The organism is Janthinobacterium kumbetense, assembly GCF_023703445.1.
Classification (GTDB): domain Bacteria; phylum Pseudomonadota; class Gammaproteobacteria; order Burkholderiales; family Burkholderiaceae_D; genus Janthinobacterium; species Janthinobacterium kumbetense.
In genome coordinates, this window is sequence record NZ_JAMQGR010000012.1 from 1 (window position 1) to 20741 (window position 20741).

At 60.5% G+C, this 20741-nt stretch carries 18 protein-coding genes; 6 read left to right on the forward strand and 12 right to left on the reverse strand.

Annotated features, from left to right (window positions below):
- Positions 1-196: 196 nt before the first annotated feature.
- Positions 197-1057 (forward strand): CPBP family intramembrane glutamic endopeptidase, encoded by an 861-nt coding sequence (locus tag NCG91_RS23870; protein WP_251351481.1) that lies wholly within the window; start codon positions 197-199, stop codon positions 1055-1057.
- Positions 1058-1079: 22 nt separating this feature from the next.
- Here NCG91_RS23870 and dacB read toward each other — a convergent pair whose 3' ends face one another.
- Both dacB and NCG91_RS23880 read right to left on the reverse strand, forming a co-directional pair.
- Positions 1080-2582 carry a D-alanyl-D-alanine carboxypeptidase/D-alanyl-D-alanine endopeptidase gene (gene dacB, locus NCG91_RS23875; protein WP_251351482.1) on the reverse strand — a complete coding sequence of 501 codons (1503 nt, stop codon included), beginning with the start codon at positions 2580-2582 and terminating at the stop codon, positions 1080-1082.
- An 8-nt stretch (positions 2583-2590) separates the two neighbouring features.
- Positions 2591-3829: a nucleoside recognition domain-containing protein gene (locus tag NCG91_RS23880; RefSeq protein WP_034753725.1), complete on the reverse strand. Its 1239-nt coding sequence runs from the start codon at positions 3827-3829 to the stop codon at positions 2591-2593.
- A gap of 216 nt (positions 3830-4045) precedes the next feature.
- Here NCG91_RS23880 and NCG91_RS23885 point away from each other — a divergent pair, with 216 nt between their 5' ends.
- The 4 genes from NCG91_RS23885 (at position 4046) to NCG91_RS23900 (ending at position 11039) form a co-directional block, all read left to right on the forward strand.
- Positions 4046-5863, forward strand: coding sequence for an ABC transporter substrate-binding protein (locus NCG91_RS23885; RefSeq protein ID WP_251351569.1), 1818 nt, complete (start codon positions 4046-4048; stop codon positions 5861-5863).
- Between the two features lie 220 nt (positions 5864-6083).
- The gene (locus NCG91_RS23890; protein WP_251351483.1) at positions 6084-8876 is read left to right on the forward strand and encodes a TonB-dependent receptor; all 2793 of its coding nucleotides are present in this window, start codon (positions 6084-6086) and stop codon (positions 8874-8876) included.
- Positions 8877-8965: 89 nt separating this feature from the next.
- Positions 8966-10045, forward strand: coding sequence for a S66 peptidase family protein (locus NCG91_RS23895; protein ID WP_251351485.1), 1080 nt, complete (start codon positions 8966-8968; stop codon positions 10043-10045).
- A 73-nt stretch (positions 10046-10118) separates the two neighbouring features.
- A complete protein-coding gene (locus tag NCG91_RS23900) occupies positions 10119-11039 on the forward strand; it encodes a YihY/virulence factor BrkB family protein (RefSeq protein ID WP_251351506.1) in 921 nt (306 codons plus the stop codon).
- Between the two features lie 380 nt (positions 11040-11419).
- On the opposite strand, the gene NCG91_RS23905 is transcribed toward NCG91_RS23900, so the two are convergent.
- The 7 genes from NCG91_RS23905 to NCG91_RS23935 form a co-directional block, all read right to left on the reverse strand.
- Complete coding sequence (locus NCG91_RS23905) at positions 11420-12547, reverse strand: acyl-CoA dehydrogenase family protein (protein ID WP_152252770.1); 1128 nt, start codon at positions 12545-12547, stop codon at positions 11420-11422.
- A gap of 40 nt (positions 12548-12587) precedes the next feature.
- Positions 12588-13256: an SDR family oxidoreductase gene (locus NCG91_RS23910; RefSeq protein WP_251351508.1), complete on the reverse strand. Its 669-nt coding sequence runs from the start codon at positions 13254-13256 to the stop codon at positions 12588-12590.
- A 74-nt stretch (positions 13257-13330) separates the two neighbouring features.
- Complete coding sequence (locus NCG91_RS23915; RefSeq protein WP_251351510.1) at positions 13331-14527, reverse strand: acetyl-CoA C-acyltransferase; 1197 nt, start codon at positions 14525-14527, stop codon at positions 13331-13333.
- Positions 14524-16323, reverse strand: a complete 1800-nt coding sequence (aceK, locus tag NCG91_RS23920; protein ID WP_251351512.1) for a bifunctional isocitrate dehydrogenase kinase/phosphatase — start codon at positions 16321-16323, stop codon at positions 14524-14526. Before aceK ends, NCG91_RS23915 begins: the two co-directional genes overlap by 4 nt.
- 53 nt (positions 16324-16376) lie before the next feature.
- On the reverse strand, positions 16377-17561 hold the full coding sequence (locus tag NCG91_RS23925; protein ID WP_077398251.1) for an isovaleryl-CoA dehydrogenase: 1185 nt from the start codon (positions 17559-17561) through the stop codon (positions 16377-16379).
- A 124-nt stretch (positions 17562-17685) separates the two neighbouring features.
- Complete coding sequence (locus NCG91_RS23930; RefSeq protein WP_251351570.1) at positions 17686-18090, reverse strand: MerR family transcriptional regulator; 405 nt, start codon at positions 18088-18090, stop codon at positions 17686-17688.
- A gap of 94 nt (positions 18091-18184) precedes the next feature.
- Positions 18185-18559 carry a hypothetical protein gene (locus NCG91_RS23935; protein WP_251351519.1) on the reverse strand — a complete coding sequence of 125 codons (375 nt, stop codon included), beginning with the start codon at positions 18557-18559 and terminating at the stop codon, positions 18185-18187.
- A gap of 244 nt (positions 18560-18803) precedes the next feature.
- Between NCG91_RS23935 and NCG91_RS23940 the strand changes: the two genes are divergently transcribed.
- Entirely contained in the window at positions 18804-19211 is a 408-nt protein-coding gene (locus NCG91_RS23940; protein WP_034753756.1) for a hypothetical protein, read from the forward strand.
- Between the two features lie 62 nt (positions 19212-19273).
- Here NCG91_RS23940 and NCG91_RS23945 read toward each other — a convergent pair whose 3' ends face one another.
- The 3 genes from NCG91_RS23945 to grxD all read right to left on the reverse strand — a co-directional run bounded on the left by NCG91_RS23945 (position 19274) and on the right by grxD (position 20703).
- Positions 19274-19684, reverse strand: a complete 411-nt coding sequence (locus NCG91_RS23945; protein ID WP_251351574.1) for a hypothetical protein — start codon at positions 19682-19684, stop codon at positions 19274-19276.
- Positions 19685-19781: 97 nt separating this feature from the next.
- Positions 19782-20399 carry a UbiX family flavin prenyltransferase gene (locus tag NCG91_RS23950; RefSeq protein WP_251351520.1) on the reverse strand — a complete coding sequence of 206 codons (618 nt, stop codon included), beginning with the start codon at positions 20397-20399 and terminating at the stop codon, positions 19782-19784.
- Positions 20392-20703, reverse strand: a complete 312-nt coding sequence (grxD, locus tag NCG91_RS23955) for a Grx4 family monothiol glutaredoxin (protein ID WP_034753766.1) — start codon at positions 20701-20703, stop codon at positions 20392-20394. The genes NCG91_RS23950 and grxD overlap by 8 nt, the downstream gene beginning before the upstream one ends.
- Positions 20704-20741 lie beyond the last annotated feature (38 nt).

Consider the following 20741-nt stretch of genomic DNA (forward strand, 5'->3'; position numbering starts at 1 on the left):
CGTCAGCAATGGCGGGGTTTTTTTTCGTCTGGCGCTTCCTTACTGTTCCCCCTCCCGCTTTCGTTCATTCACCACGGGTGCATAAAATACAACATCCTTCGATATTTGCATAAGTGCTTATATAAATGCTGCTACTATCGCTGCATGAAACAAGAAAGCAGCAGCCACTCCCTGACAACCCACGAGGAAAGCGATGATGGACAGCACCCTGAGCATGGCAACGAAGAAATCCCCCCTGGCGCGCCTGATGGCCTATCCCCTGGTGCAGATCGTGCTGGGGATGGTTCTCACCTTTGCCGCTGTACCGCTGGTGATGGGTCTCGCTTCCCAGCTGCTGGACAAGCCTTACCGCATCCTGTGGCCGCAGTTGCTGGCGGCGGTACTGGTGTGGTTTGGCTACCGCTTCTATGTGAGGCGCATCGAAAAGCGCCAGCCGGCAGAACTGGCGATACCGGGCATGGCGGGGGAACTGGGACGCGGATTGCTGCTCGGCGCCGGGCTGGTCGCCCTGACCTTCGGTGTGCTGGCTGCGCTGGGCGTGTATCAGTTTAGCGGCGTCAACGCCCTGAGCATCTTGTTGCTGTTCCCTCTGGCCGAACTGGTGCTGGTTGGCATGGCCGAGGAGATGATGTTTCGCGGCATCCTGTTCGGCGTGACGGCGCGTGCGCTGGGCAACAAGGCTGCCATCGTGATCTCATCCCTGGTATTTGCCCTGGCCCATTTGCCCAATGCCGGCTTTTCGCTGCTGGCGATCATCGCACTTGTCGCGTATGGCGTGCTGCAGGCGGCGCTGTATATGCAGACGCGCCGGCTGTGGGTGTGTATCGGCACGCATATCGGCTGGAATTATTGTGTCGGCCAGGTATTTTCTTCGACCGTATCGGGCCATGCGGCCACGGATGGTCTGCTGCGCGGCGAACTGGCTGGCAATACCGTGTTGACCGGCGGCGCCTTCGGCGTGGAAGGTTCGCTGGTGACCGTCTTGCTGATCGGCGCCGTCGCCGCGTACGTGCTGCGCCTGGCTTTTGCCAGCGAAGCACGCACGTCGCGCAACTAGCCCGCTACTCCGGCCTGGAACCTTATTGTCCGGCGACTGCCGGCGTGGCGCCGCTCCTGGCGACCCACTCGATCAGCGCATCGACGGCCGCGCGGCCATTGCCGTTACCCACCAGGTCGCTATTGATCATGGCGACCACCACGCATTGCTGGTTGTTGGCGTCGGGCACATAGCCGGCGATGGCCACGACATTTTTCAAGGTTCCCGTCTTGATGCGGGCCCGCGCGGCGGCCGGGCTGTTCAACAGGCGCTTGCGCATGGTGCCGTCCAGCGCCACGATGGGCAGGCTGGACTGGAACTCGGGCGCCCACGGGCTTTGCTGCATGGCCTGCAAGACGCCGGCCATTTGCGCAGGCGCAATGCGTCCCGTGCGGGACAAGCCGGAACCGTTGTCGACCAGCATGCCCTGGGTATCGATATGGTGCCGCTGGAACCATTCCTGGATGACTTGCCGCGCCCGGCTGGCCGTATCTTCCGGCGCCGCCATGGCGATGGGGCGGCTGCCCAGCCAGCCATCGCTCTGCAAACTGCCCAGGCTCAGGAACAGGGTGCGGGCCAGGGTGTTATCGGAGGTCTTGTTGATATCGCGCAAGACTTCCGGCAAGGCGCGCGCCACGTGGTCGGCCAGCATGCGCGTGCCGACCGGTTCGGCCGTCGGCGGCAAGCCCGTGCCTGGTGCTTCGCGCACCGTACCCGTAATCGTGCCGCCGAGGCGTTTCCAGGTGGCGCGGAACAAGCGGTCCGCATAATCGTTGCGATCGAGCACATTGATGCTGGTGGCCTTGTTGCAGTTTTGCGGGAAGGTGCCGTGCAGTATCACCTGCAGCTTGCCGCTCGCATCGCGCCGGTATTCGGGCGGGCGCCAGCCATCTTCCCATTTGGCGCAACTGCCCTTGACCAGTTTCATGTCGCTCGTGATGCTGACATTCTCGAGCGGCGGCTGCATCTGGAAGCTCAATTGCCGCTCCGTCGCACTGATGTTGATATCGATCAGATTGGTGTTCAGAAGCAAGGCGTCGGGGATGACGTTGTAGCGGAACTCGGCCGACTCGTCGAAGGGCGCGGCGCCGATGTCGGGCCGGGCCGGCTGGAACAGTTGGCGGTCGAGAATCAGATCGCCCTTGATTTTGACGATGCCCTGGTTGCGCAGGTTTTGCAGCATGTGCGCGAGCACGTCCGCATTGAAATCCGTATCGGCGCCGCCGCGCAGGATCAAGTCGCCCTTCAGCACGCCATTGATGACGTCGGCACTGGTGCGCAATTCCGTGCGGCCGCGGAAGATGGGACCGAGCTGCTCCAGGCCCACGGCCGTCGTCACCAGCTTCATGGTGGAAGCGGGCTGCATGCTACGCTCGGCCCCATGCGACAGCACGGTGGTGTTGCCGCGCAAGACGATGGCGCCCATGGCGTCTTCCGGGATATTCGCGCTGCGCAGCAGCAGGCTGACGGATTCGGGCAATTGCGCGTGGGCGGTCGACAGGCCCAGACCCGCCAACAGCGCAGCCATCAGAACAGGACGTAACATGGTGCTCCTTAGTGGAAAAAGACGTAGGCAACGAAGACGGCCGTGATCACGCCGGCCAGATCGGCGATCAGGCCGGCCGTGATCGCATAGCGCGTCTTGCGGATGCCGACGGAACCGAAATACAGGGCCACGATATAGAAGGTGGTGTCGGCCGAGCCCTGGAAGACGCAGGCCAGGCGGCCGACGAAGGAGTCGACGCCGTAGGTATTCATGGCGTCGATCATCATGGCTTTCGAGCCGGAACCGCTGAGTGGCTTCATCATGGCCGTCGGCAAGGCGGGCACGAAGTCCGTATTGATGCCCAGGTTGGCGAAGAACCAGTTCATGCCGCTCATCAGGAAATTGAACACGCCCGCGTTGCGGATCACGCTGATGGCCACCAGCATGCCGACCAGGTAGGGAATCACGGTGATCGAGGTCTGGATGCCGCCTTTCGCCCCTTCGATAAACGCGTCATACACGTTCACCTTCTTGCGCAGGGCGCCGATGATGAAGATGGCGATGACGCTGATCAATACCAGGTTGCTGACCACCTTCGAGACCAGCTCGATTTCCTGTTTCGTCAGGTATTGCGTGAAATACCAGATCATGGCGACGATGGCGCTCGTCATGCCGCCCATCCAGCCCAGCACGACCCTGTTGAGCAGGTTGATGCGTTGCTTGATGGACACCGTGATGATGCCGACCATGGTGGCCACATAGGTGGCGATCATGCAGGGGATAAAGATGTCGGACGGGTCGGCCGCGCCGAGGATGGAGCGCTGCGCCATGATGGCCAGCGGAATCAGGGTCAGCCCCGAGGTGTGCAGCACCAAAAACATGATTTGCGCATTCGTCGCCTCTTCCTTGTTCGGGTTCAAGGTTTGCAGGCTTTCCATGGCTTTTAAACCGAACGGCGTGGCCGCGTTGTCCAGGCCCAGCAGGTTGGCCGAGAAATTCATCACCATGTGGCCCGTGGCCGGATGGTCTTTCGGAATTTCCGGGAAGATGCGCGAAAAGAAGGGGGCGATCACTTTCGCCAGCCAGCCGACGATGCCGGCTTTTTCGCCGATGTTCATGATGCCGAGCCACAAGGTCATCACGCCGGCCAGCGGCAGGGCGATATCCATCACACCCATGCGCGCCGTCTCGAAGGTGCCGTCGATGATGCGCTTGAAGATATCGGTATCTCCGAGAAACAGCCACTGCAGCACTGCGGCCAGGAAGCCAACGAGGAAAAAGCCGGACCAGATGTAATTAAGTGCCATATGCGATCAGTTCTGTGTGTCGGGAGTAAAAAATGTCTGCAAACAAAGTATAGGGGCAGCCCGATACGAGTTGATGAAAGAATGCAGCAATCGCATGCCAAAAAGTTATAAGCTGGCAGCCTGTTTTCATTGGCGCCCCGTAGCTTGCCCGCGTAGTGTGGGGGATGCCTGTCGCTAATCGCTGTTCGTTACCTTGTCTGCACTGGATCACTGATGATGTTTTTACGCAAAACCGCCTGCGCCGCCGGCCTGGCCCTGTTGACGCTGTTGAATGTACCGGCCCACGCCGCCGATGCTGCGTCCGCCAGCACTGCCCGCGCGAACAAGACCCTGCACTTGTTTTTGAGCACCAGCGAGACGGGCCTGGACCCGGCCGTGGCCTCGGACCTGGCCAGCCTGAACTTGATGGAAAACATCTTCGATCCGCTGCTGCGCTATGACTACCTGGCGCGCCCCGTGCAACTGCAGGGCAATACGGCGCGCGCCATGCCGACGGTGGAAGATGGCGGGCGCACGTACACCTTTCACTTGCAGCCCGGCATCTTCTTTACACAAGATCCCGCTTTCAAGGGCCAGCCGCGCGAAGTGACGGCGCAGGATTATGTCTACAGCCTGACGCGCCTGTATGACCCCAGCCTGAAGTCGCCGTGGCTATTCTTGCTGGAAGACAAGCTGGTGGGCGATGCCGCCCTGAAAACCAAGTTCAGCTACGACACGCCGATCGCCGGCTTGCAGGCGCTGGACAAATACACCTTGCGCATCCGCCTGAACGGCGTCGACCCGAACTTCCTGTTTTACCTGGCCATGCCAGCGACAGCCGTGGTGGCGCGCGAAGTGGCCGAAGCGTACCCGGCGGCAGGGCAGATCGGCAACCACCCCGTGGGCACGGGGCCGTTCCTCGTGAAGGAGTGGAAGCGCAGCGACAAGATCGTGCTGCAGGCCAACCCGACTTTCCGTGCCACCGTGTTCCATACGGAGGCCAGGGCGCTGGCCGCCTTGCCGCTGGACGCGCGCGCCATCGCCACCGGGCTGGAGGGCAAGCGCTTGCCGCTGGTCGAGCGCATCGAGGTGCGCATCGTTGAGGAATATCAATCGCGCATGCTGGGTTTTTTGAAGGGCGAATTCGATTACCTGGAGCAAGTGCCGGAATCGATGACGGACATGGTGCTGGAAAACGGCGCGCTGAAACCGGCATTGGCCGCCAAGGGCTTGCAGCTGACGCGCTTTCCCGTGCTGCAAACGTATTACATGTGGATGAACATGGACGACCCCGTGCTGGGCGGCATGAGCAAGGACAAGCTGGCCCTGCGGCGCGCCATCGCCCTCAGCTACAACGGCCGCGAAGACATCGCGCTGCTGAAAAAAGGACTGGCCTTGCCGGCGCAGTCGCCGCTGCCGCCGAATGTCCTCGGCTACGACAAGCAGTACCGCAGCCCCGTCGGCTACGATCCCGCGCTGGCGCGCGCCTTGCTGGACCGCTTCGGCTACAAGGCGGGCGCCGACGGTTTCCGCACGCAGCCGGATGGCACGCCCCTGATCCTGACCATGCATACGGAACCGAGCACGGTGGGACGCTTGCGCGATGAATTGTGGCGCCGCAACCTGAACGCCATCGGCGTGCGCGTGGAGTTTAAAAGCGACAAGAAGACGGAAATCATCAAGGCCTCGCGCCTGGGCAAGGTGCAGATGTTCGAGACCAACTGGATCGCCGACTTCCCCGATGGCGATAACTTTATGCAATTGTTGTATGGCGGCAACGTTGGCCGCGCCAACTATGCCCGCTTCAACTTGCCCGATTACAATAAACGCTATGAGGAGGCGCGCCTGCTATCCGATACGCCGCGCCGACGCAGTCTGTACTTCGACCTGTTTCAGCTGATCCACGCTTACACGCCGTGGGTGTTGCTGACGCATCCCATCTCTGCCGACCTGCAACAACCGTGGCTAAAAAACTACAGGCGCCACCCCGTGGAATTCACGTCCTGGCGCTATCTGGACGTGGATAAAACCAGGGCTAGCCCCGCAGGCAAGTGACCATGTCGCTGAAAAGGGCATTCATTCCAAAAAGTTATGGTTAGGAAAGCATTTTTCATTGGCTGGGCCCGGATGCATCGCGCTACTCTGAAAATGAAAACAAATAAAGTCATGCGCAAATGTCATAAAAAAATGTACTGCGAGACAGACAGTTGCGACGTGAAAAAAACAGCCTGACTTGAGAACTCAAGTTTCGATTGCCCAAATAAAGGAGAGACCCGTGAGATTGAAGAAGCTAGCGCAATTGGTGGCATTGATGGGGGTGGTGGGGCCAGTGATGGCACAGGAAGCGGCGGCGCCAGCAATGCAACGGGTCGAAGTCACGGGCAGCAGCATCAAGCGCGTCGCCAAGGAAGGCGCGCTGCCGGTGCAAGTCATCTCGTTTGACCAGATCGAAAAGCAGGGCATCACGACGACCGAGCAACTGGTGCGCACCCTGTCGGCGAATGGCACGGGCGCCGATAACATGACTTCGGGCAATAACGTGTTTGGCGCCGATGCCGACCGTGTCAGCGGCGGCGCTTCGTTCGCCTCGCTGCGCGGCCTGGGACCGTCGAGCACCCTGGTGCTGTTGAACGGCCGCCGCATCGCCACGCACGGCGCCAGCGGCAAGTCGGTCGACCTGAACTCCATTCCGCTGGGCGCGATTTCGCGCGTGGAAATTCTCAAGGATGGCGCCTCGGCCATCTACGGCACGGACGCCATCGGCGGCGTGATCAATTTCATTCTGAAAACCAATTACAGCGGCGTGGAAGCGTCCGTTTCCACCAACGACACGCAGGCAGGCGGCGGCGCCACGCGCCGCGCCTCGCTGCTGGCCGGCACGGGCTCGCTGGAAAGCGATCGCTATAACATCATGGCCAGCCTGACCGTCGACAAGGCGCAGCGCCTGAACGGCAGCGACCGCTCCTTCGTCAACGGCTTCCAGCCGGGGCGTGGCCTGTCGCCCGATACCACGGGCACGCCATTCGCCAACCAGATGTCGGGGCCGGGCACGGCACTGCAAATCCCCAATCCTGATCCGAAAAAACCAGGGACGTTTATTGGCGGTTACACCTTGCCTGGCGACCCGACGGTGTATCTGCAAGCCAATCCGCTGAGCTTCCAGGGCAAGTGCGACAGCATCGCCGGCATGTCGCAGTACCAGACGCAACTGTGGAAAGACGTGACCTCACCGCGCAGCACCACGCATTCGTGTGCGTATGACTACGGCGCCGACTATGTGCTGCAATTCCCTGTCGAACGGGCCAATCTGTTGTCGCGCGGCACCTTCCAACTGGCGCCCGACCACCGCATGTTTGTAGAAGTGCTCGGTTCGCGCACCAAGGCCACGGCCATTTTGACGCCGATGCAGGTGCAGGCGACCGTTGCCAATAAGAATTTGTACCCGGTCGGCGGCGCGTATTACCAGGACCTGTCGGCCTACATCCCCACGTTTGACAATACCAAGCCGATTGCCTACAAATGGCGCGCGAATGACGTGGGCAACCGCACGCAGGAAAACACGACCGACAATGCCCGCGTGCTGGTGGGCTTCGAGGGCAACTTCGGCAAGTGGGATTACAAGGCGGGCATTTCGCGCGCCGAAAGCAGCACCAAGACCAAGCTGACGGATGGCTATTCCTATACGGACAAGCTGTACGCGGCGCTGGCCAGCGGCATCATCAATCCGTGGGTGGGCGCCGGCCAGAGCCAGACGGACGCGGCCAAGCAATTGATCGAATCGACCAAGTTCCGTGGCGACTTCCAACACGGCAAGACAACCCTGACGCAGATCGACGGTTCCGTTTCGGGCGAACTGTTCCAGCTGCCGGCCGGGGCGCTGGCGATGGCGGCCGGTTTTGACTTGCGCCGCGAAGGCTACAGCTTTGGACAGGACGTCGACGCCATGCAGATCCTGCTGGCGCCGGGTAATGCCGCATTAAAAGATGCCAGCCGTACCGTCAAGGCCGTGTATGCGGAATTGCTGGTGCCGGTCACGAAGGACCTGGAAATGCAGCTGGCCATCCGCCGCGACGATTACAGCCTGGTGGGCGCGACGACGAATCCGAAAGTGGCCTTCCGCTACCAGCCGACCGACTTCCTGCTGTTCCGCGGTTCGGCCAGCAAGGGTTTCCTCGCGCCAAGCTTCCAGCAACTGTATTCCGGTTCGCTGAGCCAGGAATTGCCGAACGGCGTGATCGACCAGGAAGGCTGCGCTAAGCATCCGGGCGTGCCCGAGTACTGCGCCATCGACCGCCTCGACTACAAGACGGGCGGCAACACGAACCTGAAGCCGGAAACGTCGAAGCAGGGCAGCGTCGGTTTTGTCATCGAGCCATTCAAGGGATATTCGGCCTCGTTCGACTACTGGGCCATCAATACCAAGGACCGCATCCTGAACCGCACGCCGCAAATCGTGCTGACCAATTACCAGGCGCTGAACCAGTACATCCACCGCAATCCGGACGGCACCATCGAGTACGTGCAGGCGGGCTGGATCAATGCGGCAGGCAGCCGCGTGCGCGGCCTCGACGTGGGCTTGCGCGGCGAAGGCAAGATCCGGGACGCGAAATGGACGGCGACCCTGGACGGCACGTATATGGACAGCTTCAAGTTTGCGGAATATCAAGGCCAGGAATACCAGGAACTGGTCGGCAAGTTTTATACGCGCGATCTGTACCTGCGCTGGAAACACAATGCCAGCTTCGGCGTGTCGCGCGGCGACTGGAGCGGCTTGCTGATCCAGAGTTTTGCTTCCGGCTACAAGGACCAGGTGCCGAATAATGGCAAAGGGGCGCCGCCGCCGGGCTTCAAGTCCGACGTGTCCAGCTACACGACGTATAACTTGTCGGGCACGTACACGGGCTTCAAGAATACCACCATCACCGTGGGCATCCAGAACCTGTTCGACCGCGATCCGCCTTTCACCGCGCACAACGTGGATGAAGTGGTGGGCGCCGGCTGGGATCCGCGCGTGGCCGACCCGCGCGGCCGTTCGCTGTCGTTCCAGCTGAAGTACAAGTTCATGTAAGGCAGCCATGCCGGCGGCGATCCCGCCGACATGCTAACCTCGTGCGGCGGCGCCTGGCGTCGCCGTTTTTTTTTCCAGGAAAGGGCCGCATGTCCAGTCAGACCAATCTCAGCCGGCGCCGCTTCGGCGGCTTGCTGGCCGTCACCCTCGGGGCGGCAGGCACACCGGCATGGGCGGCGGCCGCGCAAGGGAAGGGAAAACGCATGCAACAGCAACACGCATTGATCAAACCGGCGCGCCTGCGCGACGGCGACCTGGTGGCCATCATCGCACCGGGCGGCTTTACGGATGAGGAGTCCATCGCCAAGGCCCAGCGCAATATCGAATCGCTGGGACTGCGCGCCAGTTTGGGCAGCAACATCCGCGCCGTGCACGGCAACTATGCGGGCACGGTGCAGCAGCGCCTGGACGACTTGCACGCCGCGTTCGCCGATCCCGAGGTCAAGGCGATCTGGGCCATCCGCGGCGGCTCCGGCTGCATTTCGCTGCTGGCGCTGCTCGACTACGCCTTGATCCAGCGCAACCCGAAAGTGCTGATCGGCTATTCCGACATCACGGCCCTGCACCTGGCCATCGCCAGCCAGACGGGCCTGGTGACGTTCCACGGCCCCGTGGCGTCATCGACGTTTTCCGACTACACGGTGACGCAGCTGCGCAATGTGCTGATGACGCCGCAAGACAGTTACACGATCCCGATGGCATTGGATAACCACCGCCGCGCGCAGACGCAGCCGAACTTCGCCATCCGCACCGTGCACGGCGGCCAGGCGACGGGACGCTTAACGGGCGGCAACTTGTGCCTGGTCAGCGCGCTGGCCGGCACGCCGTATGCGGCCGATTTCCGCGAGCACATCCTTTTCCTCGAAGAAATCAATGAAGTGCCCTACCGCATCGACCGCATGCTGTGCCAGCTCGACCTGTCCATCGGTTTCAAGCACGCGGCGGCCTTGATGCTGGGCATCTTCGAGCATTGCGAGGCGGCCGAGGGCGACACGGCGCTGACCCTCGATGCCACCCTGGACCAGCATTTGCAGCCCTTGCGCGTGCCGGCCGTCAGCGGCTATTCGTTTGGCCACATCCGCCACCAGTTCACGATACCGATGGGCATCCTCGCCACCCTGGATGCGGACCGGCAAACCTTGACCTTGCTGGAAGCCGCCGTGAGCTAGTCTGTTCGTTCGCGCACGGCACAGTACGGGGATAGTCAGTATGCTAGGGGGGTGTGCGGCAAGGCATTGGGCCATGCCGACATCCTTGAACGGTTTGCTCATGATCAACCGCCGCGCCAGCGCCTACATTTTGAGCCACCCGCTGGCCTTCGTGCTGCAGGTGCTGAAGGGCTTTCGCGCCAACCAGGGCTTGCTGCTGGCGGGCGCCGTCGCGTATTACTCGCTGCTGTCCATCGTGCCCCTGCTGATGCTGGTGGTGGTGGCCCTGTCGCACGTGATCGCGCAGGACGAATTGCTGCAGACAATCGGCCATTACCTGGAATGGCTGGTGCCGGGGCAATCGAAGGCCATCGTGGGCGAGATCGCGCATTTCCTCAATAACCGTGGCGTGATCGGCTGGCTCTTGCTGCTGACCATGCTGTTTTTCAGTTCGCTGGCGTTTACCGTGCTGGAAAACGCCATGAGCGTGATTTTCATTCACCGCGTGGCCATCCGCCGCCGCCATTTCCTCATTTCCGCCGTGCTGCCGTACTGCTACATCCTGTGCCTGGGCGTGGGCATCTTGCTGATCACCCTGGTGGCGGGCGGCTTGCAGGTGATGAGCGAGGAAAGCGTGCGCTTTTTGCGCCACGACTGGGGCCTGGAAGGCGTGTCCGGCGTACTGCTGTATCTGCTGGGGCTGGCGGGCGAAATCCTCGTACTGAGTTCGATCTACCTGGTCATGCCCGTGGGGCGCTTGTCGATCACGCATGCGCTGATCGGCGGCGTGACGGCGGCCCTGCTGTGGGAAATCGCGCGCCACGTGCTGGTCTGGTATTTTTCCACCTTGTCGCAGGTGAATATCGTGTATGGCTCGATGACGACGGCCATCGTCGTCATGTTCAGCCTGGAAATCGGCGCCACCTTGCTGCTGCTGGGCGCGCAAGTGATTTCCGAGTACGAAAGGGTGGCCCGCGGCGGCGAAGAAGACAAGCCGCTGGCGCTAAGGACTTGATTTAAAAAGATTATTGCACTGCACAAAAAGCTGTGCTATACTCCGTTCAGTGATTGAGATTTGCTTGCAAATAGTCTCACTATCCAGGCTCAGCGCGGCGACCGACAGGTGTAATGTCGATGGCGTGACAGTGCGAAAGAGTGGATTTTTGTAATTCCGGATACGTTGGTCGATTTACACTTGGAGTCACCATGCAGATAGCATGGGAGTCCGAAAATCAGGAGGCACTTTGCAGATAGCACTGGCGTCCATGACACGATTAAAGCATTGGTAATACATTGGAACAAAGCCTGCATATGTGCAGGCTTTTTTTTCGTCCATTGTTGGCAGTCGCTCGGGGTCAGACCCGGCGGGTCTGACCCCAGCATTTGCCGTGGGGTTTACAACGCCCGCGCAATCAAAATCTTCTGGATATCGCTGGTCCCCTCATAAATCTGGCACACGCGCACGTCGCGGTAGATGCGCTCGACGGGGAAGTCGGATACATAACCGTAGCCGCCGTGCACCTGGATGGCGTCCGAGCAGACTTTTTCCGCCATTTCCGACGCGAACAGCTTGGCCATGGCCGCTTCCTTCAGGCAGGGCAGGCCCGCATCCTTCATGGCCGCCGCGTGACGGATCAGCTGGCGTGCCGCTTCGATCTGCGTGGCCATGTCGGCCAGGCGGAATTGCACGGCCTGGTGTTCATAGATGGGCTTGCCGAAACTCTCGCGCTCGCGCGCATAACTTAACGCCGCTTCGTACGCGGCGCGCGCCATGCCCACGGCTTGCGAGGCGATGCCGATGCGGCCGCCTTCCAGGCCGGACAGGGCGATCTTGTAGCCTTGTCCTTCTTCGCCGATCAGATTTTCCGCCGGGATGCGGCAATTCTCGAACAGGATTTGCGCCGTGTCCGACGAATGCTGGCCCATCTTCTGTTCCAGTCCCGCCACGATGTAGCCGGGCGTGTTCGTCGGTACCCAGAAGGCGCTGATGCCGCGCTTGCCCGCCGCCTTGTCGGTCACGGCCATGACGATGGCCACGTCTGCATACTTGCCGCTGGTAATGAACTGCTTGGTGCCGTTGATCACGTAGTCATTGCCATCGCGCGTGGCCGTCGTGCGCAGGGCGGACGCGTCGCTGCCCGTGTGTGGTTCCGTCAGGCAAAATGCACCCAGCATGGTGCCTTGCGCCAGCGGGCGCAGCCATTGTTCCTTTTGCGCATCGTTGGCGTACATCATGGCGATGCTGCACACGGGGCAATTGTTGACGGAAATGATGGTCGAGGTGCCGCCATCGCCGGCGGCGATTTCTTCCAGCACCAGGGCCAAGGACACGTAGTCGAGGCCGGCGCCACCCAGCGCTTCCGGCACGGCTACGCCAAAGGCGCCCAGCGCGGCCAGTTCCTGCAATTCTTCTTTCGGGAAATGATGTTCCTTGTCCCAGCGGGCCGCGTTGGGCGCCAGGCGCTCGCGCGAAAAACTGCGCAGCGCTTCCTGGATCATGGTCTGTTCTTCATTGAGTATCATGGGACGTCGTCTCGCTTGTTTTTATCGTGAATTCAGGGAGTTACCAGGCTATGGGCTTGCCATCGTAGTTGCGGAACACGGCCTTGTCCGTGGCCGGCAGGCTGGCCAGGGTGGCGCGGATGCCGGCAGCGCTTTCCTCGGGGGAAATATCGGCGCCGGCGCCGCCCATGTCCGTGCGCACCCAGCCCGGGTGGAAAGCCACGCAGCTGACGCCTTGCGGGCCATGCACGAGGGCCGTGTCGATCAGCACGGAATTCAGGGCCGCCTTGCTGGCGCGGTACAGCGAACCGGTGGCGTTGCCCCGCTCGCTCAGGGAACCCATGTGCGAGGACAGCACGGCCAGCTTGCCTTTCGCGTTGGCCACCAGCGGCGCCAGGATGGGCAGCAGCCGCATGGCCGCCAGCACGTTCGTGTGCATGACGAGGTCGAAATCGGCTTGCGCGGGGAAACCGTCGTGGCGGGGGCCGTACACGCCCGCGTTGAGGATGGCCACGTCGAGCTTTTCATCGTCGAGTTTCCAGCCCAGGCCGGCACAGCCTTCCACGTCCGTCACGTCGAGCTGGTGCGCTTCCGCGCCCAGCTGCGCGAGGGCGTCGCAAGCGTCCGGTGTGCGGGCCGTGGCGATGACACGCCAGCCATCGTGGCGGTATTGACGGACGATTTCGTGGCCGATGCCGCGCGAGGCGCCGATGATCAATGCGGTAGGCATATGTTTTCTCCCTGAAAATAAAATGAAAGGGCGCGCACCGTGAACTGCGGTGCGCGCCCGGGCTCAGGAAGAGCTTATACCAGTTCGATCGCCATCGCCGTCGCTTCGCCGCCGCCGATGCACAGGGCTGCCACGCCGCGCTTGCCGCCGGTTTTTTTCAGGGCGCCCAGCAGGGTGACGATGATGCGCGCGCCCGAGGCGCCGATCGGGTGGCCCAGCGCGCACGCGCCGCCGTGGATGTTGATCTTGCTGTGTGGAATGTCGAGGTCGTGCATGGCGGCCATCGGCACGGCCGCGAACGCTTCATTGATCTCGAACAAGTCCACATTGCTGCTGCTCCAGCCCGTTTTCGCGTACAGTTTTTTCACCGCGCCGATGGGGGCCGTGGTGAATTCGTTCGGCGCTTGCGCATGCGTGGCGTGGCCGTGGATTTTCGCGATGACGGTGCAACCGAGCTTTTTCGCCGTCGATTCGCGCATCAGCACGAGGGCTGCCGCGCCATCGTTGATCGACGAAGACGAGGCGGCCGTGATGGTGCCATCCTTCTTGAACGCTGCCTTCAAGGTCGGGATTTTTTCCAGGCGGGCTTTTTGCGGGCCTTCATCGATGCTGACGATGGTGTCGCCGCCGCGGCCGGAGACGGTCACGGGCACGATTTCCCATTCGAAACTACCATCCTTGGTGGCCGCTTGCGCGCGTTTCACGGATTCGATGGCGAAGGCATCCTGCGCTTCGCGCGTGAAGTGATATTGGCTGGCGCACTCTTCGGCAAACGTGCCCATCGAGCGGGCGTTGCCCTTTTCATCGCGGCTGTAGGCGTCTTCCAGGCCATCCATCATCATGTGGTCATAGATCATGCCGTGGCCGATGCGGTAGCCGCCGCGCGCCTTCGGCACCAGGTAAGGGGCGTTGGTCATCGATTCCATGCCGCCCGCCGCCACCACGTCGGCGCTGCCGGCGAGCAAGGTGTCATGCGCGAACATGGTCGTCTGCATGGCCGAGCCGCACATTTTCGACAGGGTCACGGCGCCTGTGGAATCGGGCAAGCCAGCCTTGCGCAAGGCTTGGCGCGCGGGCGCCTGGCCCTGGCCAGCCATCAGGCAATTGCCGAAAAACACGTGTTCCACGGCATCCGGCGCCACGCCGGCCCGTTCCACGGCGGCGCGGATGGCCACGGCGCCCAGGTCGCTGGCGGTGACGTTGGCAAAGTCGCCCTGGAAGGCGCCCATGGGGGTGCGCGCGGCACCGACGATTACGACTGGATCATTCATGTTGGATCTCCGGTTAGGGGTGGGGATGATGACTGCATACAAAAACGCAGGTGCTGCGGATAAGGGAAGACGTCCTCGATATGGCCGTCTTCGATGCGCTGTTTGCGCGCCTGCCAATATTGCGCCGTCAGCAGGTCGGCATGGTGCTGCATGAAATAGGTGCGGATACGGGGATTGCCCAGCAGGAAGGTGCCGAATTGTTCGGGAAACACATCGTGCTTGCCGATGGGATACCAAGGTTCGGCCGACATTTCTTCTTCCTCCGTGCGCGCCTGGGGAATGACGCGGAACTGGCAATCGGTGATGTACTCGATTTCATCGTAATCGTAAAAAACGACACGTTGATGACGCGTGACGCCAAAATTTTTATACAGCATGTCGCCCGGAAAGATATTCGCCGCCACCAATTCCTTGATGGCGTTGCCGTACTCGACGATGGCGTGTTCGACCAGGTCGTCGCGGCCTTCCTTCTCGGCATTGCTCAGCCACATGTTCAGCGGCACCATGCGCCGCTCGATGTACAGGTGGCGGATGATGATCTGTTCGCGGTCTTCTTCGATCAGCGAGGGGGCGAACTGTTTCAGCTCGGCCAGCAATTCCTCGGCAAAACGGGCGCGGGGAAAGGCCACGTTGGAATACTCGAGCGTGTCGGCCATGCGGCCCACCCGGTCGTGGTGTTTCACCAGCAAATATTTTTGCTGGACTTGCGCGCGCGTGGTTTCCTTGGGCGGCGGGAAAAAATCCTTGATCACCTTGAAGACATACGGAAACGACGGCAGGGCAAACACGAGCATCACCAGGCCGCGGATGCCGGGCGCGCTTTCGAAGTGGTCCGACGAGTGTTTCAAGTGCTGCAGGTAGTCGCGGTAAAACAGCGTCTTGCCCTGTTTTTGCAAGCCCAGTATCGTATAAATCTCACTGCGCGGCTTGCGCGGGAGCAAACTTCGGAGAAATTGCACGTAGGCCGACGGCACTTCCATATCGACCAGGAAATACGCGCGCGTAAACGAAAACAGCACGGCGATCTGCTGCTGCTCGAACAGCACCGTGTCGAGCACCAGCTTGCCGTGACGGTTGTGCAGGATGGGCACGACAAACGGGTATTCGCGGTTGCCGTTGATGCCCTTGCCGACCAGATAAGCGCCCTTGTTGCGGTAGAACAAACTGGTCAAGACCTGGATCTGGTGGTTCGGTTCGATCCTGTCGCCGCCGAACAGCTGCTGCAGCCGCGCTTCCACCTGGGCCACGTCACGCTCGAGGTTGGCAAATGCGCAGTCCAGCTGGAAGTGCGTCAGCATGCGCGTCAGGGTGTGGCGCAAGCCATCCTTACCCGGGTAATACACGCGGTAGGTGGGGACCGGGTCTTGCGTTTCGATGTATTCCGTGGACACGACGGGACGCACGAAAATATAGTCGTTATTGAAATACGTGCGGTGCAGGATGTTGCAGCAGACGGAATTGAAGAAGGTTTCCGCCAGTTCCGGCTGCTTGTGTTCCGTCAGCATGCCGATGTAGTGCAGCTTGAGTTCGCGCCACACTTCATCGCTCAACTCCGACTCTTCGTACTCATCTTCGAGCATCTGCACGCATTCCTGCACGCGCTTGTCATAAAAGTCGATGCGTTCGCGGGCCGCCGTCTGTGCCGCGGCCCAGGCGCCTTGCTCGAAATACTGCTTGGCTTGCTGGCTGGTTTCGCGGAACAGGCGGTAATGCTTGTCGAAGCCGTCGCGGATGGTGCGCGCGATATCGAATGCAATCTGGGAAGAGAGCAATTTGGGGAAGACAATGTGCGTCATAGCTGTGCTCGCATAAATAGCTCTTCACCCAGTCGATCGCCGCGCGCCCGTGCTTACTTGGTTTCCGCAAACAGTTCGCGGCCTATCAGCATGCGGCGGATTTCGCTGGTCCCGGCGCCGATTTCGTACAGCTTGGCGTCGCGCCACAGGCGGCCGGCCGGGAATTCGTTGATGTAGCCGTTGCCGCCCAGGGCCTGGATCGCTTCGCCCGCCATCCACGTCGCCTTCTCTGCACTATACAGAATGGCGCCGGCCGCATCCTTGCGCAACTGGCGCACGGCTTCCGGCGTGGTGGCGCGGTCGCACGCCTGGCCGACGGCATACACGTAGGCCTTGCACGCCATCATGGTCGAATACATATCGGCCAGTTTGCCCTGCATCAATTGGAATTCGCCGATGGGCTGGCCGAATTGCTTGCGGTCATGCACGTAAGGCACGACCAGGTCCATGCAGGCCTGCATGATGCCCAGCGGGCCGCCGGACAGCACGGTGCGCTCGAAGTCGAGGCCCGACATCAGCACGTTGACGCCCTTGCCCAGGCCGCCCAGCACGTTTTCGGCCGGCACTTCGCAATCCTGGAACACCAGTTCGCCCGTGTGCGAGCCGCGCATGCCCAGCTTGTCGAGCTTTTGCGCGATGGAAAAGCCCTTGAAATTCTTTTCGATCAGGAACGCCGTCATGCCGCGCGGACCCGCTTCCAGGTCGTTTTTCGCGTACACCACCAGCACGTCCGCGTCGGGGCCGTTGGTGATCCACATCTTGGTGCCGTTCAAGACCCAGCGGTCGCCCTTGAAGTCGGCGCGCAGCTTCATGCTGACGACGTCCGAGCCCGCGTTCGGTTCCGACATGGCCAGCGCGCCGATGTGCTCGCCCGTAATCAGCTTCGGCAGGTACTTGGCCTTTTGTTCAGCCGTGCCGTTGCGCTTGATCTGGTTCACGCACAGGTTCGAGTGGGCGCCGTAGGACAGGCCGACGGAAGCCGAGGCGCGCGAAATCTCTTCCATGGCGATGATGTGCGCCAGGTAACCCATACCGGCGCCGCCGTATTCTTCGCTGACGGTGATGCCGAGCAGGCCCATGTCGCCCATCTTGCGCCACAGGTCCATGGGGAACTGGTCGGTGCGGTCGATCTCGGCCGCGCGCGGCGCGATTTCGGCGGCGGCAAATTGTTGGATCGCTTCGCGCAGGGAGGCGATGTCTTCGCCGTGGTCAAAGGTCAAGCCTGGGAGATGGAGCATGTCGTCCTCGTCGTTATAAGTGTGGCGGTCATGGATGCCGGGTCAGTGAAGCTATGATACTCAGTTGTGACGTTTACGTAAACGTAAAGCGATGCGCGCGCGGCCTGCGCCGCCGCATCGCTGCCTAGCTGGTTTGCGCCTGATCCAGGTTCAAGTCCGCCAGCATGTGCGCGCAAGCGTCTTCATGCGCGCTGATTTCCGCCAGTGCCATTTCGATATCGATGCGCTGCTGTTCCAGGGTTTGCCGGTGCTGCGCCAGCACGCCCAGGAAGCGGTCCATCTGCGCGCGCGTGTCCTTCGGCGACTCGTACATGTCGACCAGGCTCTTGATCTCCGACAGCGCCAGGCCCAGGCGCTTGCCGCGCAGGGTCAGTTTCAATCGGGTGCGGTCGCGCGGCGTGTAGACGCGGCTGCGCCCGCCCGCGCCTTCGCGTTTCGGACTGAGCAAGCCCTGGTCTTCATAGAAACGGATGGCGCGCGCCGTGATGTCGAATTCCCGCGCCAGTTCGGTAATGGTATAGGTCGTCATTGCTGCGGGCGGTGTCGGTTGCATGGGTGGTCGGTCGCTGGATGGGTGCTGCAGGGTAATGGGGGGCAAAGTGCCGTTTACGTCAACGTCAATACTATTGTAGCGTGCCCTGCCCGTGCTGCAACAAAGAAAAAAGAGGACCTGGACAGGGGAATTTGGCGAATAAGGCAACAGTTACTGAAAATAAATTGATTCTTCTGGCGCAAACGCGCTTAAGATCGAGAGTTGGTGGCCAAGATGACACCAAAAAGAGCTTTCCTGGCATAACAGCGACATTCTTTTCGCTGCGATGGCAGTAAAATTTTTCGGGCGCAGATTCTTTCCAGCCGGCACGATCAAAAAACAACGTTTCGCTCTGAGCACGTTGTTCGAATCGTTTCCATGTTGGAAACAAAATGGCCCTTCTGAAAACTTTGTCTACAAGAAATTGTATGACATGGGCATTGCGTACATCGGTAGAGGAGGGCATTATCCGATACCGTACGTTGTAATGCCAAACCGAGGCTTTGAATCGTGCTGCAGTGCGAAAATCAAGGCCAGCCGCGAATTTGACCCGAAGCCACGCAGAATCACAAGAGAAAATTCGGCCCACTTTTCTACCCGGAAAGCCCGGCCGGAGTGTTAATTGTTAATTGATACTCTTTTCAAATGTAACATTCTGTATGGTCATTCAAGAAACTGACTTTCATGTTACAACATGAAATAGTACACCTATGAATTCTTCTAACGAACGCGAAAGCTTCAGCCAGCGACTTCAGTTGGCTCTCAAAAACGCCCATTATTCTCCAGACAGCCCGACCAGACTGGCCCGGGAATTCAATATCCGTTTCGACGGGCGCCCGATTACCGTGCATGCAGCTAGGAAATGGTTAGTAGGTGAAGCAATTCCGACGCAAGAGAAATTGCGCATGATTGCCCAATGGTTGGGCGTTCCGGCGGAATGGTTGCGTTTTGGCGGCCCGGAAAGCGCCACGCCGAATGGCGAAGCGGGCAGCGCTTTGTCGCGGTTTGAGTCCGCCGATGTGAAATTAATTGCCGATTTGCAAAGATTAGATGAACATCATCGTCAAATCGCGCGAGAATTTATTCGCATGCTGGTCAGAGTCAACTACCAAAAGTAAGCATTCAGGCCATCCCCGGCCGGCGCCGTCCGCCTTTCGCTGGCGGCGCTCTTCCTGTCCTTTTATTTGCGCAACGTCATACTGGAGACATGATTTTGTCGCACAATAAGACCTCGCATGTTGCGCTGCAGCGGAATTATTTGACAATAATCCCGCACGCAGCGGCGCAGCGGCCAATACCAGCGCATAATCACATCAGAAGCAGCCAGTTCATCCACTACGGAGCCGAGCATTTGAGCCGTCTTATGAAAAGTAACTACAGCAATACCGCGCAGCTGAAGGACTTGATGACCGTGCCCCCCATGACTGCCGCGCAACATGCGGAAGTGATGCGCAAACGGATCGCCCACCGCAGGATGGTTGAAGAAGCCAGGGATTTGAAGCAGGCCAGTGCTCACCAGTTCGACAAGCGGTGAGTGAGGATGCCTGACCAAAGCTACTGCGCGTCGCGCTTTGCGGCCGGCGATGCTCACCGTGCTTCAGCACGGTTGCGCTTCTCGGCCGCAAATCACTGCCGCTCGCTACGCTTTTGTCAGGCATCGTGACGTGCGTAGTTGGTGATGTAGTTTGTTAGTCGTTTGTTGCTGACTGGTCCGGGTTTTTCAAGCCATTCCAGCGCGGTGCCAGGCCGTGCTCGATGCCCAGCAGGTCGATGACGCGCGCGACCGTATGGTCGACCATTTCCGCAATGCTGTGCGGGTGGTGATAAAAGCTGGGTAGTGGGGGGAAGATGATGCCGCCCATTTCCGTCACGGCCGTCATATTGCGCAGGTGCGCCAGGTTGAACGGCGTTTCGCGCACCATCAGGATCAGGCGGCGGCGCTCCTTGAGCACCACATCGGCTGCCCGCGTGATCAAATTATCCGACAGGCCATGGGCCACGGCCGCCAGAGTCTTCATCGAGCACGGCGCGACGACCATGCCATCCGATTGAAACGAGCCGCTGGCGATGCTTGCGCCGATGTCGCGCAGCTTGTGCACCACGTGCGCCTGCGCTTCGATGTCCTTGCGCCCCACGCCCGTTTCCTGGTGCAGGGTCAATACGGCTGCATCCGACAAGACCAGATGCGTCTCGACGCCGGGGATGGCGCCGAGCAATTGCAGCAGCCGCAAGCCGTACACGGCGCCCGTGGCGCCCGTGATGGCCACGACGATACGGCGCGGCCGCTGCTGTTGACTATCAGGCATCGAGCAGGGACTTCAGTTCGCCCGATTCAAACATTTCATTCATGATATCGGAACCACCGATGAACTCGCCTTTGACATACAGTTGCGGAATGGTTGGCCAGTTCGAGTAATCCTTGATGCCTTGGCGCACTTCCGGGTCATCCAGCACGTTGACGGTAGCGATGTTTTCCACGCCGCATGCTTTCAGGATCTGGATGGCGCGGCCGGAAAAGCCGCACTGCGGGAACTGGGCCGTGCCCTTCATGAACAGCACGACTGGCGTGTTCGTCACGGTTTCTTTGATCCAGGTTTGTACGTCGCTCATAGCTGCCTCTGATGGGTAAATAAATAGATGCCGTCATT

Coding starts and splice junctions, on each gene's coding strand:
- aceK (WP_251351512.1), bottom strand. CDS start 16,323: ATGACGCACATTGTCTTCCCCAAATTGCTCTCTTCCCAGATTGCATTC.
- grxD (WP_034753766.1), bottom strand. CDS start 20,703: ATGAGCGACGTACAAACCTGGATCAAAGAAACCGTGACGAACACGCCA.
- NCG91_RS23905 (WP_152252770.1), bottom strand. CDS start 12,547: ATGATACTCAATGAAGAACAGACCATGATCCAGGAAGCGCTGCGCAGT.
- NCG91_RS23930 (WP_251351570.1), bottom strand. CDS start 18,090: ATGACGACCTATACCATTACCGAACTGGCGCGGGAATTCGACATCACG.
- NCG91_RS23925 (WP_077398251.1), bottom strand. CDS start 17,561: ATGCTCCATCTCCCAGGCTTGACCTTTGACCACGGCGAAGACATCGCC.
- NCG91_RS23885 (WP_251351569.1), top strand. CDS start 4,046: ATGTTTTTACGCAAAACCGCCTGCGCCGCCGGCCTGGCCCTGTTGACG.
- NCG91_RS23910 (WP_251351508.1), bottom strand. CDS start 13,256: ATGCCTACCGCATTGATCATCGGCGCCTCGCGCGGCATCGGCCACGAA.
- NCG91_RS23950 (WP_251351520.1), bottom strand. CDS start 20,399: ATGCCTGATAGTCAACAGCAGCGGCCGCGCCGTATCGTCGTGGCCATC.
- dacB (WP_251351482.1), bottom strand. CDS start 2,582: ATGTTACGTCCTGTTCTGATGGCTGCGCTGTTGGCGGGTCTGGGCCTG.
- NCG91_RS23900 (WP_251351506.1), top strand. CDS start 10,119: ATGCCGACATCCTTGAACGGTTTGCTCATGATCAACCGCCGCGCCAGC.
- NCG91_RS23935 (WP_251351519.1), bottom strand. CDS start 18,559: ATGCCCTCCTCTACCGATGTACGCAATGCCCATGTCATACAATTTCTT.
- NCG91_RS23895 (WP_251351485.1), top strand. CDS start 8,966: ATGTCCAGTCAGACCAATCTCAGCCGGCGCCGCTTCGGCGGCTTGCTG.
- NCG91_RS23880 (WP_034753725.1), bottom strand. CDS start 3,829: ATGGCACTTAATTACATCTGGTCCGGCTTTTTCCTCGTTGGCTTCCTG.
- NCG91_RS23915 (WP_251351510.1), bottom strand. CDS start 14,527: ATGAATGATCCAGTCGTAATCGTCGGTGCCGCGCGCACCCCCATGGGC.
- NCG91_RS23940 (WP_034753756.1), top strand. CDS start 18,804: ATGAATTCTTCTAACGAACGCGAAAGCTTCAGCCAGCGACTTCAGTTG.
- NCG91_RS23870 (WP_251351481.1), top strand. CDS start 197: ATGGACAGCACCCTGAGCATGGCAACGAAGAAATCCCCCCTGGCGCGC.